Origin of the sequence: Stenotrophomonas sp. SKA14 (assembly GCF_000158575.1) — a bacterium.
Lineage (GTDB): Bacteria > Pseudomonadota > Gammaproteobacteria > Xanthomonadales > Xanthomonadaceae > Stenotrophomonas > Stenotrophomonas forensis.
Window position 1 is genome coordinate 2809726 of sequence record NZ_DS999412.1, and the last position, 12856, is coordinate 2822581.

Sequence of the window (12856 nt, forward strand, 5' to 3'; positions counted from 1 at the left end):
GAACGAGGGACTGCCGGCCAGCGGCCGGCACTCCCCGCAGCCAGGCATGGCTCTATCGATCGGGTTTCACCCGGGCCACGCGTCGTCGATAGTCATACACGTTGTCACCGCGGATGCGCTTCTCCTCGGTGCCGGTGATCCGGTCCACCTTCTGGTCCGAGCCGGTGACCGGTTGCGCCTGGATGTCGGTCTCGTGCTCGAAGGAATGCGATTTGTCGGTGTTGCGGTAATAGCGGTACAGCGCCCAGTACAGCGCAGTTGCGCCGGCCGGACCTGCCGCCAACAGCCAGAGGCCACTGTCGTCGCTCATGTCGATGCCACCAGGAAGGCAATTGCGAGGGCTTCAATGACGGTGCCGGTGGCCAGTGCCGCCAGCAGCATCTTCCATTGCTGTACGGGCACGCTGCCCATGGTTTCGCCAGTACGGCCGTTCACTGCGATGTAGTGCAGCATGCCGCCGTTCTTGCCGGGCTGATGGTAGGAGTACAGCCACACCGGCAGGTACATCGATACCCATCGGGTGCCATGCACCTCCAGCTGCTCCTGCTCCCAGCGCACGCCGCGGTTGTAGCGCTTCACCGAACCCTCCACCTGCGCGCGGGCGATCGACAGCAGCTGGTCTTCCAGCCGCGGACGCAGCTTCTCCACGTCCAGGTTGCGCTTTTCCGAGGTGAAGCCGGCCAGGTACGAGGCGTTCCACTTCACCGCGTTCTTGGTGTCGAACGGCAGGATGGTGTTGATGATGTTGTTGGTGTTGGTGCGGATATCCAGGTTGCCGCGTTCGGCCGACGATTCCAGCGGCAGGTCATCGACGGTGAAGTCGACCTGGCGCTCGACCTGGTAGACATCGGCATCGTAGAGGGTGCGCTTGTTCTTCTCGCTGCCCACGGTGTACTGCCGGGTCTGGATCTCGCCCTTGCCGGCCACGGCCGCACTGACATTGCCGTCGACGATCATGTAGGGCAGGAACACGCCCACCACGTTTTCCGGGGTGAACTCATCCTTGAACGCCTTCAGCGCGAACATCCTGCGCTTGTCGACGAACTGGCGGATGCGCGCGACCGCATCGTCCTTCTTGATATGGAAGGGAAGGACGGCATCGGGCACCGCGCCGTTGCTGATCTGCTCGTTGACGCCGAACACATGCCGGCACCAGTGGCAGCGCGCCGTCATCGTGCTTTCGGTATTGACCGTGACCTCGGCGCCACAGCCGGTGCACTTGAAGGTCATCAGCGCCGAGGTATCGGCGTCGATGTCACGCGCGCCGGAGGCGATGATGGTGCCGCGCAGCTGGTCGATGGCTTCGCCCAGCCCGAATTCCTCTTCGACCCGCGCGCCATGCCATTCGTGACGGCAGTACAGGCAGACCAGGATGTCGGTGCCGGCCTTGGGCCGGATGTCGGTGGCGCCGCACTTCGGGCAGCGGTTGAGGCCGTCCTTCAGCTCGCTGGCCGAAGTGTCGATGGCGACCGGGTCCGGGGCTTCCACTTCATCGCGGATGGCCTGCGGCAGCGTCGAGGTGTCCAGCGGGAAGCTGCCGGGCAGGGGAGGGACGTCCTGCGGCGAACCCGGTCCATTCAACGACACCGCCGGCAAGGGCGGCGGCGTCGCGGGAGCGGATCCGGGCAGCGGCGGGGGGCCGTTTCGGGGATCGGACATGTTCGTTGCGTGTCCTGCCGTTACAGGCCCAGTGCCTTGGCCTTCAGGGCGTCGTAGTCGCTCTGGGTGATCAGGCCCAGGTCCAGCATTTCCTTGGCCTTCTTCAGCTTGGCCACCGGATCGTCCGCGGCCGGCGTCACCGGCTGCTGCATGCCGCCGACACCGAACATGCCCGAGGCCATGCCGACGCCGACCAGGCCTGCCGCACCGCCGTTCTCGCCGGCCGACTGGATGCCCTGGGCGACGCTGGCCTGCAGGTTGGAGTTGCCGCGCGAGCCGGACAGCGCGTCGGCGCGCTGCACGGTCTTCAGCAGCTCGCGGGTGTTGGCGTCGTACTCGATGGAAACGATGGCGGTCTTGACGATGGCCAGGCCGCGATCGCTCTGCCACTGATACGCCTGCTCGACCGCAGCCGACAGGCTCTGCGCGAAACCGATCGAATCCTGCTGTAGCTTGGTGATGCGGTTGCCCTTGCCGGGATCGTTCGTGTACAGGCTGAACGCCGGGGCCAGCGAACCGACCACTTCATTGAACAGCTGGCTGGCGGCGGCGTTGTCCAGGTCGGTGAAATCGAACACCTGGCCCGGCTGCAGGTAGCTGGCCGGCACGAAGTTCTTCACGAACAGGATCGGGTCGACGATCTTCAGCGTGTACGAGCCACGGGTGACCGCGCCGACCTGGGTGTTGAGGAAGCCGTCGTCCCAATAGATCTCCGACTGGGTGCCAAAGCGGTTGTCCGGCAGTTCCTTCAACGACACGAAATAGGCGGCCTGCTGCGAGCCGGGCTGGCCGCCGAACTTGAAGCGTTCCCAGCTCTGCTTGATGAAGGTGCTGACCAGCCCATCACCGGCGAAGATCGACTGCGAGTTCAGATCGTCCGAACGCCACTCATAGCCGCCTGCTTCGGCAACGAACGCGGTGATCGCGCCGTCCTGGAACAGCAGCAGGCCGTAGCCTTCCGGCACGATGATCTTCGAGCCGTTGCTGATGATGTTGGACGAGCCGCTGGTGTTGGAGCCGCGGCCGGCATTGGTGCCGTGCGGCACCGCTGCGAACAGGGCCGCCGTGGACGGCAGGCCCGTGGGCACGGTGTAGAAATCCTTCCACTGGTCGGCCAGCACACCGCCTACCGCACCCTTCACCGCCTGTACCAGACCCATGTCCAACTCCCTGTGATTCGAGGGCAGGCACCGTGCCTGCCGAGCGTGGCTGAATATAGCAGCGGCCGGGGACGGCAGGAGTGCCGGAAGATGAATCCGGGTCAGCGCCGGCCGGCAGCGTCGGGCCTGGCGCGGACCACCTCCAGCACGGCGGCCATGTCCAACGCGCCCAGCCCGGCGTGCTGTGCCTGTGCGAACAAGGCATCGCTGGCCTCGATCAACGGTGCATGCATGCCTGCCTCGCGTGCAGCGGCGGCCACCAGCGCGCTGTTCTTGTACACGTCGGTGATCGAGGCCTGCACGGCAAAATCGCCACGGGCCATCTTGTCCAGCTTGATCCGTGACACGTCACTGGCCATCGGTCCGGCATTGAGCACCTGCGCGAAGCGTTCCAGCTCGATGCCGTGGGCTTCGGCGAAGTGCACGGCTTCGGCCAGACCGGTGACCAGCGTGATGAGGTACAGGTTCACCGCCAGTTTCATGCGCAGGGCGGACGGCACGCTGCCGCAGCACACCGTCTGCCGGCCCATCGGTGCCAGCAGCGGCGCCGCCACGGCGAGATCGGCATCGGTGCCGGCCAGCAGGATGACCAGCTGCGCCGCTTCGGCCTGCACCCGTGAGCCGGAGACGGGCGCTTCCACGTAACGGCCGCCCGCGGCATGGATCTGTTCGCCCAGCGCCTGCGAATATGCCGCCGAACTGGTACCCATGTTGATCAGCAGGCGGCCGTGCACGCGTTCGCCGAACGCGCTGCCCTGTCGATCGAGCACGCTGTCGATGGCTTCATCGTTGGCCAGCATCAGGATGAGGGTTTCGCAGGCTGCGAATACGTCCTCCAGCTGCGCGGCCACCTTCACCCCGCCACTGCGTGCCGCCGCGGCAGTGCGGCCGGAACGGGACCAGCCCAGCACGGGGTGGCCCGCCCGCGCGAGATGGCCCGCCATGGGCGTTCCCATGACACCCAGGCCGATGAATCCCAATGACATGGCAGGCTACCCGTGGTGGCAAGGCGCCCATCATGCCGCAGATCGCTGCGCGCAGGCCGGTGGTGTGGCGCGGGCTGGGATCACTGGAAATGCGGCGTCACGATGTCATGCCCCGTTGGGCAGCGCATGGAAGCGGTATTCACGTGATTATCATCACGATTTTCTTGAAACTGCCTTTTGATAATCCGGATTCCGCGCGTGCCGTTGGGCGCGGACGAGGCCGGATCCGTCCAACGTCCGCATCGTCGACCTGCCGACGGCAATCCCCTGGGGGCATGGGAGCGGACTGCGTGCGCGTTCACCTGCGTGTCCGGCGGCTGGCACGAGACACGGCGAGGGCGTCGCAGCATCACGCAGTAAAACCGGGACGGTAGCCACTGCGCGATCGCCTGGTGCGTCTGCACCGGGTTGCCATTCGAAAGGGGAGTTTCAATGCACAGGCAAGTCAGTGAGATGTTGCAGCGCGCCTATCGACCCCACCGGTCCCTGACCGATCTGCTGGGTGCGTTCGTCAAGGAGTTTTCGCAACACCATGCCCTGCGTGGGGGCCGTGTCCATCTGCATGGACCAGACACCGCCCCTGGCCAGGACGCTTCGCTGCCCACGCGCAGCCATCCGGCGCGGGCCAGCCAGCGCCTGCCGATCCGCTACGGCGGCGAGGTACTCGGCGAGCTGCAGCTGGAAGGCGAGGCGGGTGGACTGGACAGCAGTGCGCTGGCGCTGGGCGAAGCGTTCGCGCATCGGTGTGCACACCTGATCAAGCGCTATGAAGCGCAAGCCTGGGCCGAACAGGCCCTGAGCCGTCCGTTGCTGCTGGTCGGTGCCTGCGACGCGTTGAAGCGGATGGAGGAGTTCGTCGAGCGCGCTGCCGCCAGCCAGCTGCCGGTTCTGTTGCGCGGCGAGTTCGGCACCGAGAAGATGGAACTGGCCGCCGCCCTGCACAGCTGCGGTCCGCGGCGGCGGGGGCCATTCGTCGAGGTCAACTGCGCCCACCCACAGGACACGCCTGCGGACTGGTTCGCACGCGCCCGCGGCGGCAGCCTGTACTTCCACGAGGTGGATGAACTCCCTGTTCCCTTGCAGGCGCAGCTCTCGCATTGCATCCGCGACCTGGAGACGGCCACGGTCCAGTCCGGCCAGGCCCGCGCGATCCGGGTGATTGCCTCCACCAGTGCCGACCTTGAACAGCGTGTGCGCGAGCGGCAGTTCTCGCGGGCGCTGCTGGCCGGCCTGGAGTTCCTCACCGTGGACATTCCCCCGTTGCGCGAGCGCATCGACGACATCGACGCACTGGTGGCGCGCTCGCTGCAGATGCATGGGTTCAACCCGCAGGTCATCAGCGAGGACGTGCTGGACGCGCTGCGTGGCCATGACTGGCCCGGCAACCTGCTGGAGATGGAACGGGTGGTGGTGCGCCTGGCGGTGATGACCGGCGGACGCAGCATCCGCCGTGAGGACCTGCTGCGGCATGCGCCTGGCCTGATGTTGGGCGAAGCGGCGATGGACGCGGATCGTCCGTTGCCCGAGGTCGAGGCGTTGCAGGCGGTCGGGGCAGCAGCGCAGGCCACGGCTTCGACGGCACCTGCGCCGTCGCACGACGGCCTGCACGATGGCCTCAAGCGCGCGCTTGCCTACCTGAAGGATCATGCGGCCGAGCCGGTCACGCTGGGCGATCTGGCGCGCCAGGCGCATGTGAGCCAGTCGCACCTGGGCTTCCTGTTCCGCAGCGAACTGGGCACCACCTTCAAGCTGCTGCTGCAGCAGCAGCGCATCGAGCACGCCAAGCAGCTGCTGCGGGGCGGGCAACGCCTGCGCATCACCGATGTCGCGCTGCAGGTTGGCTTCGGCGATCTCAGCCATTTCGAAAAGAGCTTCCGGCGCCTGGTCGGGGTCAGCCCGCGCAGCTATCGGCGCATACCGGAACAATGAAAAACCCCGGCGCAGGTTCAGGCCTGCCCGGGGTGTGCGCATCACCGCAGCGGACGCTACCTGGCGTTCGCTTCGGCGGCCCTGCGTACGGCTTCCTCGGCGGCCTCATCGGCGCGCCGGGCGGCTTCGGCGGCGGCTTCGACGGCCTGCTGCGAGACCATCATCGCCTGGCGGATGCCTTCCTCGCTCGCCGCCATCGCGGCGTCGGCCAGTTCCTGCGCAATCTGCATGGGGGTTTTGCCGCCCGGACGGTCCGGCGTGGGGAACGGAGAGGGTGGGATCGGGAAGGTCATCGCAGGAACTCCTTCTGGGGCTGGGGAGGAGGAGGCGTCGTTGCGCTCCCCCAGGATGTGGCGCAATGCCGCCTGGGCATCGGCCAGGATCTTCTGTGCCTGCTGCCGCGCGGCCTGACGGCCGGCGGCCACGGCCACGTCGGCGGCCGTGGCCAGCGCGGCCGTGGCTGCCTGCACGCCATCATCGGGCCCGGGGGCGGGTGAGGGCGGGCTCACAGCGCGTCTGCCTGGTAGCCGATCTCGGCCTCATCCTCGGCGAAACGGCGCGTTCGGCGGTAGTCCTGCAGGGTGATGACGTTGTCCTCCACCTGGATGCGCGCCTGTTCCTTGGAGCCATCGATGGCGAACAGCACGCTGGCACCGTCCTGGCCCAGCTGGCCGCGCGAGACCGGATGGTTGTCGAGGAAGGCCTGTGCGCTGCGCAGCTGCCGGCGCGCGGCCTCGCGCCATCGTTCGCCATCCAGCTGCAGCCCACCGCCATCGCCCAGGAACATTGCGACCTGCTGCGCGGCCAGCGAAATGCGGGCGTAGCCGATGTGGCGGTTTGCCGCCAGTGTTTCGGCAATGGCGGCGCGCACCTGCTCGGGGGATGGAAGATGCGAAAGCTGGGGCCCGTCCAGGTAGCCGAACAGCATCGGCAGCAGGGTCTGCAATGCGTGCGTGGCGCGTTCCAGGCGCAGGTCGCTGTTGCCCCCCGGCCGATAAGCACGCAGGTAGAAGCGGAAATAGTCGGCGAATTCGATCGGCCTGCGTGCGTGCTGCAAGGCGAAACGGGCTGCTTCGGCCTGGGCCTCGCTGGGCGGGCTATGGCCGCCCTGTTCCTGCGCCAGCTGGTACAGCGCCAGCGATTCACGGAAGTCGAGCTGCTGCAGCAGCGGCGCGTCGCCGACGCCAACGGCCGCGAGGAAGGGCCGGTATGCGCCCAGTTCCTTGTTGCTCAGCAGGCCGTGCCGGACCAGCACACTCTGCACTTCATTCGACAGCAGGTTGCTGGGCGGACTCGTTTCCAGCTGGCGCAAGGCTTCAAGTTCGTCAGTGTGAAGGCTGAGCAGCTTGACCGGGCTCACCTGCAGGCCAGCATTGGGAAGCCAGGCCATGCGTGAACCATGCAGGCCCTGCTGCACGCCTTCGAGCATCGCGCCTTCGTCTGCAAAGGCGTATCGATGCTCGTGTGAATCGATGGCCCACTGCAGCCAATAGTGGCCGCCATCGACGAACGGCAGCACGCGCTTGGTTCGCGAACTGAACTGGCCGGGATGGGGAACGGGGCGACCGTCGATGAAAACGCTCATGCGTGGCTCTCCTGGCGGCCTCACTGGGCCGGAAAATCCTTGAGGACGGTCGCAGCGGCGCTGCCGACGCGGGTAAAGTCGTCGGTGGCCCCCTGCATCATGGTCTGCGCCTGCGTGAGCACCCTCGCATATTTTTCGTCTCCCGTCGCCAGGTATTGAGCCATGGCCACGCCGGCGGCGGTGGTTGCGATGGTGGAAACGTTGCGCAGCGCGTCGGCGGCGTCCTGCACGGCAATCGCCGCGGACTGGGCCACCGACTGGTAGGCCTTGCCGGCGCCACTGGTCTTGACCACGGTCGTGGCCATGGTGGCCGTCTGCACCTGGTTGATCACATCGATGACCTGGGCGTTGACGTTGCTCGGGTCCATACGGGCTCCTTGATGGGCGGGGGCGGCCGGAATGCAGCCGCGGCACGGTCACGGCGTGGCGTCGGTGCCGTCGGCGGCCGCGGTGGAGGGGGAATCTGGCGCGGGGTCGTGGGCGGGACCCGCTGCCGGTTCCGGACCGGGCGTGGAGTCGGGCGCAGGGCCGGGCGCGGGCGCCGCGCCGTCGCCTGCAAGCTGTTCGAGCGTGTGCAGGCTGGCGGTGGCGGCCGCAGCGTCGGCACTGGCACCGTGGGTCTGTGCCTGCAGGACGCTGATGGCGGTCTTTCCTTCTGCGGTAGCCGCGGCGATCACCGCCGCGGGCGAAGGCGGTGCCGGCACCGGTCCCGGCAGGGGAATGACCTGCGGCGGCGGCGGCGGCGGGGGAAGCGGAGGCGGCGGTGGCACCGGCCAGGGGGCATTGATCATCTTCGCGCAGGCGGCGGTGACCGCGGCGTTGCTGACCATGCCCGCGCCCTGCTGGCGCGCAACCGCGTTGTGCATGGCCGTGCCCAGCGTCTCCAGCATCACCATGTCGAGCATGCTGAAGGACTGCGCCGGCCCCTGGGCCACCAGCAGGGTCGAGGCGGCACTGACGCTGTCGACGATCTGGCTGTTGACGGTGTTCTCACTGCTCATGATGGAACGGCTCCCTTCTGGATGATCAGGGCCAGGACCTGGGCCAGGCTGGCGCCGGCGGTGACCTGGCCGCGTTGCTGGTTGGCCACGGCGTTCTGCATGGCCAGGCCAAGGCTGTCGGCCATCGCCAGGTAAGTGGCGGACATCGCGAATGACGGGGCGAGGGCGATCGCCAGGCCCGAGCCGGCGCTGGCAGCGTCCAGCAGGTAGCCGGTGGCAGGCGATGCGGCCATCAGACAGGGGCCCGGCGTGACGCCGCCCGGGCGGGGGCGCTGAGGGGGGCGTCACGCCGGGCCGACACGTCAGCGCAGACCCAGGATTTCGCGGGTGGCCACGCCGTTGGAGGCAGTGTCGATGGCATACAGCGTGGACACGCCCTGGGTGGTCGAGGCCTGCATGGTCACGTAGGACTGCTGCTGGTTGTTGGTGGCGTTGTGCGCGGCGTTGGACAGTGCCTGGCTGGTGGCCACGAACAGATTGCCCATTGCGATGGCCGGCGCATCACCAAGGACCTTGGTGTTGACCTGCGAAACCGAATCGGTGATCTGGCTGTTGACGGCGGTGGGAAATGCCATGGTGGAAACTCCTTGGGTGGACAGCACTACAGGAACGGAGACTGCCGGCACTTAGTGGAATCAGCCGAGAATCTTCCGGGTGGCGGCGCCGGTGGCGCCGGTATCGACGGCGTAGAGCAGTGCAACGCCCATCGTGGTCGCGGCCTGCGCCGTGACGTACATCTGCTGCTGGGCGAGCGTTGCGTTGTGGGCTGCATTCGCCAGGGCCTGTGCCGTGGCCTGGTACAGCGTGCCCATCGCCGTGGCGGGGGCCACGCCCAGCACCTGCAGGTTGGCCTGGCTGACCGAATCGGTGATCTGGTCGTTGACGGCCGTGGGAAATGCCATGGCTCAGCTCCTTGCCTGCCGGCGCATCACGCGCCGAGGATCTGCTTGGTGGCCACACCCGTGGTGGCGGTATCGATCGAGTACAGCGTGGCCACGCCCATGGTGGTGGCCGCCTGCGCGGTCACGTAGGACTGCTGCTGGGCGTTGGTGGCGTTGTGGGCGGCGTTGGCCAGCGCCTGCGCGGTGGCCTGGTACAGGTTTCCCATGGCGACGGCGGGCGCGTCGCCCAGCACCTTGGTGTTGGCCTGGGTGACCGAATCGGTGATCTGGTCGTTTACAGCGGTCGGGAATGCCATGTCGAGCTCCTTGAGGTTGGCGGATCAGCTACGGGACGACGGATCAGGAACCGAGGCCGCGGACGCGGGTGCTGAGGATTTCCTTGCTGGCCACGGCCGTGGTGGCGGTGTCGATCGAGTACAGCGTGGCCACGCCCATGGTGGTGGCCGACTGCGCGGTCACATAGGACTGCTGCTGGGCGTTGGTCGCGTTGTGGGCCGCATTGGCCAGCGCCTGTGCGGTGGCCTGGTACAGATTGCCCACCGCCACGGCGGGCGCATCGCCCAGCACCTTGGTGTTGGCCTGGGTGACCGAATCGGTGATCTGGTCGTTTACCGCGGTTGGAAATGCCATGTCCTGCTCCTGCGAAAAGGTGGAAGTGCGTGGTATCCAGTGTCACGGTGCGTGGTGCGTAACTGCGTGTGCTTCACCGTGGATGCAGAGTAGAAACAAGCGCTGCTGCTGGATTGGTGGAATCGACGGAGAATGCGGGGGAAATGGTGTGAAGAAGGCTGCGGTGATGCGGGCGGTGCCGTCACGGCATCATCGATTTCTCCGCATCCACGTCGGCCGCCTACTGCTGTTCAATGTAGCGCGCCATGCGCAGGTACCAGTCGATGGACTGGGACTCGGCAAAGCGTCGCTGCCTGCGCTCCCACGCCGCAAGGGCTAGCCCTCCGGCGGGCATCGGCACGGGCACCGGCCGCAGCGTGTCGGGAATCGAGACGGGCTGGAGTGTCCCCAGAGAGCTGCTCAGCTCGTGCTGCGCCACGGTGCAGACCGCATCCAGTTCCCAGTCCTCCACCGACCCGGCGGTCGGCCGATTGAGCCAATCGGTCTGGGCCATCAGGTTCGCGTTGATCCGTGTCACCAGGTCCGCGATGTCCTGGCCGCCGGGCAGGTCAAAGCAGACCAGGTAGAAATCGGCGCCTCCCGGCGCGGTCTGGAACAGCGTGTGGTAGGCCATCACATAACCTGCGTCCAGCTCAACCCCGGTTTCTTCCTGGAATTCCCGCCTGGCCGCCTGCTCGGCGGTTTCCGCATCCGACATGCGTCCCCCGGGCAGTGCCCACTGCCCGGCCTGGTTGACCAGGCGCGGCGATTGCGAGCCGGCCCAGCCCGAAATGCGCCGCTGTGCGGCGTTGACGGTCGCCTGCAGGTTCGGGTCCGGCCATGCGGGGATGCCTACATTTTGAAGCTGGACCCAGGCCGGCACGGCCCCTCCACCCGCGACCCAATCGGCCGCCCCCATGGCGGCGGCCCGGTCCACGGCGGCCAGTACCGTCGGCAGTGCTGCCTGTAGCTGCGCCAGGACCTGGCCGGCGTTGTTGACCGCAACGGCCGCTAGATTGATGGCATCCCGCGTGGCGACGCCATTGGCGACAGCCCCCGCAGGCCACGCAGACGTCGCTGCAAGCACGGCATTGACCAGCGACGCGTTGATGGCGGCGACCGCGCCGGCATTGACGGCGCTGCCTGCGGCAACGTTCACCACCGTGGTCAGGGCGGACGCCGCCTCGGCCACCAGCACCGGCGCGGCATAGCCGCTCCACCAGGCATTGGTGATCTGCTTGCGTGCGATCAGGTACTGATCGTCCGAGCGAAGTGTTGCGTAGACCTGTGTCATTTCGTTTCTCCGATTGGAACAGCGTCGTGCCTGTCGCAGTGGATGGAAGGGCGGCAGCGCGGATCAGGGCGATGTGTCAGTGGTTGCGATGCTCGATCAGGTAGGTGAATTCGTTCCGCGTGTTCTCACGCGGTGCAATGGGCGGGAGGAGGGTGTCGTAGCGGGCCTCCCACGCCGGGGTATTGCGCCGATCGAGGAACGGCCGATCCTTCTCGTCAGGGAGATCCGGTGGCCCGGGCTTGTCCGGGGACAGGTGTTTCAGATGCTCGGCCAGGCTTCCGGCCACCTCGACCACCTTGTCGTAGAGCACCTGCCGTCGCTCAGGCTCGGCGAACTCTTCCAGGTCGGTCCATTCGATGGTCGATCCCATCGCCTTGATCCGCTCCATCCCTTTCCAGTTCAGAAGCGCGTTCTCCCACACTTCGGTCCTGGCCAGCACCCGCGGCAGCTCGGTGACGGCCCAGGTATAGGTCTGCAGGTTCTGGGTGCGCATCACATCCATCAGCGAGGCCTTCAGCCAGATGCCGGTGAGGTCTTTCAGCGCACTGTGGTACGGGGCCCAGTCACCCAGGGCCACCTCCGGCTCGTCGGCATCGATCGCGCGGGTGGAGCCGGCATCCCAGGCCTTCTGCTGCAGCTCCAGCTGCGGCGCTTCCCCGAGTTCGGCCAGGGCGCCGGTCAGCAGTTTTCCAACCACCAGGTAGAGCAGGGCGGAGCGACCAATCGCCTCTGGCGAGAACAGCTTCCTCGCCTCCGGTTCCACACCGAGTGCACGCTGGTATCGGCACCACGCCTGCAGCAGCACATGCCGCCAGTACCAGGCCGTCAGCTTCTGCCCGGCCTTTTCGCCGCTCAGCTTCTGCTGTGTACGAACCGCTTGCGAGTAGTGCTTGTCGTGGGTCTTGTACATCATGTACAGGAAGTAGCCGCTGAGCGTCATCGGCAGGTTCATCTGCGAGGCGTAGCCTTCGGACCAGAATTTGCTGCAGCGGGCCAGGATGATGCCCGGGGTATAGCTTTCCCAGTCGAGCTTGCGCAGCTTGTGGCACAGCAGCCCGGCGGGAATGTTGATGCCATCGTCTACATTGCCGACGTTCAACCCTTCGCCCACCTCCTTCCAGCTGGCATAGTCGATGGCCTTCAGTGCCACCAGCTCCAGCTTCAGCTGGCCCGTGTTGATGTGGGTGTTGAGCAGTTCGACCAGCTTGGGTGCGAACTGTCCCGCCCAGTCGCCGAGCGTGATGGCGTTGACGCCTTGCGTCTCTGCTTTCTGGATGGACGCCTGCAGCATCGCCACAAGCTGTTCCTTGAAGGCGTAGGCTTGATCAATGGCGCCGAAGCGCAGCGGCGGCGTGACGAGTTCGAAGACGTTGCCGGAATCGGATTCGAGCTTCCATGGCTCGGTGCCGGCGATGTCGAAGCAAGCTGCGACCACGTGGGTGAACGCGAAGATCACGCTGTCGTGGGTGCAGAACTCGATCTCGATGCCATACGTGTTGTCGGGCAGCGCCTCGCCGCCCTTGCCGATGTCGATGCCCTGGACCGTCGGGCGCTTGCTGACGATCCAGCCAAGCTGGCCGTCTTCTGCGATGTTTGCCATGCGAATGCCCCTGCACGAGTGCGCGACCGGGAATGGCCGGCTCAGGGGCATGCTAGAAACGGGGAGACTGCGGGAATCGGCCGAATCGACGCGCAATGCGGTGCCAATGCGCGGATCTTCGCCGATACGGC

Annotated in this window: 16 protein-coding genes; 1 reads left to right on the top strand and 15 read right to left on the bottom strand. The window is 66.7% G+C overall.

The window, feature by feature from the left end; all coding sequences use genetic code 11:
• Positions 1-52: 52 nt before the first annotated feature.
• The 4 genes from SSKA14_RS12705 to SSKA14_RS12720 form a co-directional block, all read right to left on the bottom strand.
• Positions 53-310, bottom strand: a complete 258-nt coding sequence (locus SSKA14_RS12705) for a hypothetical protein (protein ID WP_008266636.1) — start codon at positions 308-310, stop codon at positions 53-55.
• Positions 307-1659, bottom strand: a complete 1353-nt coding sequence (locus SSKA14_RS12710; RefSeq protein WP_040007660.1) for a membrane protein — start codon at positions 1657-1659, stop codon at positions 307-309. The genes SSKA14_RS12705 and SSKA14_RS12710 overlap by 4 nt, the downstream gene beginning before the upstream one ends.
• Positions 1660-1679: 20 nt before the next feature.
• Positions 1680-2819: an SPFH domain-containing protein gene (locus tag SSKA14_RS12715; protein ID WP_008264873.1), complete on the bottom strand. Its 1140-nt coding sequence runs from the start codon at positions 2817-2819 to the stop codon at positions 1680-1682.
• A gap of 101 nt (positions 2820-2920) precedes the next feature.
• The gene (locus SSKA14_RS12720; protein ID WP_083797348.1) at positions 2921-3805 is read right to left on the bottom strand and encodes an NAD(P)-dependent oxidoreductase; all 885 of its coding nucleotides are present in this window, start codon (positions 3803-3805) and stop codon (positions 2921-2923) included.
• Between the two features lie 432 nt (positions 3806-4237).
• Between SSKA14_RS12720 and SSKA14_RS12725 the strand changes: the two genes are divergently transcribed.
• Positions 4238-5734 (top strand): helix-turn-helix domain-containing protein, encoded by a 1497-nt coding sequence (locus SSKA14_RS12725; RefSeq protein WP_040007662.1) that lies wholly within the window; start codon positions 4238-4240, stop codon positions 5732-5734.
• A gap of 56 nt (positions 5735-5790) precedes the next feature.
• Here SSKA14_RS12725 and SSKA14_RS24140 read toward each other — a convergent pair whose 3' ends face one another.
• The 11 genes from SSKA14_RS24140 to SSKA14_RS12780 form a co-directional block, all read right to left on the bottom strand.
• A complete protein-coding gene (locus tag SSKA14_RS24140; RefSeq protein ID WP_008268550.1) occupies positions 5791-6204 on the bottom strand; it encodes a hypothetical protein in 414 nt (137 codons plus the stop codon).
• A gap of 35 nt (positions 6205-6239) precedes the next feature.
• On the bottom strand, positions 6240-7319 hold the full coding sequence (locus SSKA14_RS12735) for a hypothetical protein (RefSeq protein ID WP_008268661.1): 1080 nt from the start codon (positions 7317-7319) through the stop codon (positions 6240-6242).
• Positions 7320-7339: 20 nt separating this feature from the next.
• Entirely contained in the window at positions 7340-7687 is a 348-nt protein-coding gene (locus tag SSKA14_RS12740; RefSeq protein WP_006479484.1) for a hypothetical protein, read from the bottom strand.
• 48 nt (positions 7688-7735) lie between these two features.
• Positions 7736-8320 (bottom strand): RebB family R body protein, encoded by a 585-nt coding sequence (locus SSKA14_RS24270; RefSeq protein ID WP_008268234.1) that lies wholly within the window; start codon positions 8318-8320, stop codon positions 7736-7738.
• Positions 8317-8553: a RebB family R body protein gene (locus tag SSKA14_RS12750; protein WP_008265905.1), complete on the bottom strand. Its 237-nt coding sequence runs from the start codon at positions 8551-8553 to the stop codon at positions 8317-8319. The genes SSKA14_RS24270 and SSKA14_RS12750 overlap by 4 nt, the downstream gene beginning before the upstream one ends.
• A gap of 69 nt (positions 8554-8622) precedes the next feature.
• Positions 8623-8895 carry a RebB family R body protein gene (locus SSKA14_RS12755; RefSeq protein ID WP_005416651.1) on the bottom strand — a complete coding sequence of 91 codons (273 nt, stop codon included), beginning with the start codon at positions 8893-8895 and terminating at the stop codon, positions 8623-8625.
• Positions 8896-8955: 60 nt separating this feature from the next.
• On the bottom strand, positions 8956-9222 hold the full coding sequence (locus SSKA14_RS12760; RefSeq protein ID WP_006446865.1) for a RebB family R body protein: 267 nt from the start codon (positions 9220-9222) through the stop codon (positions 8956-8958).
• A gap of 26 nt (positions 9223-9248) precedes the next feature.
• Positions 9249-9518, bottom strand: a complete 270-nt coding sequence (locus SSKA14_RS12765; protein ID WP_005416649.1) for a RebB family R body protein — start codon at positions 9516-9518, stop codon at positions 9249-9251.
• Positions 9519-9561: 43 nt separating this feature from the next.
• Positions 9562-9852, bottom strand: coding sequence for a RebB family R body protein (locus SSKA14_RS12770; RefSeq protein ID WP_005416648.1), 291 nt, complete (start codon positions 9850-9852; stop codon positions 9562-9564).
• 220 nt (positions 9853-10072) lie between these two features.
• A complete protein-coding gene (locus tag SSKA14_RS12775; RefSeq protein ID WP_008268298.1) occupies positions 10073-11125 on the bottom strand; it encodes an NUDIX domain-containing protein in 1053 nt (350 codons plus the stop codon).
• 76 nt (positions 11126-11201) lie between these two features.
• Complete coding sequence (locus SSKA14_RS12780) at positions 11202-12725, bottom strand: hypothetical protein (RefSeq protein ID WP_008266189.1); 1524 nt, start codon at positions 12723-12725, stop codon at positions 11202-11204.
• Positions 12726-12856 lie beyond the last annotated feature (131 nt).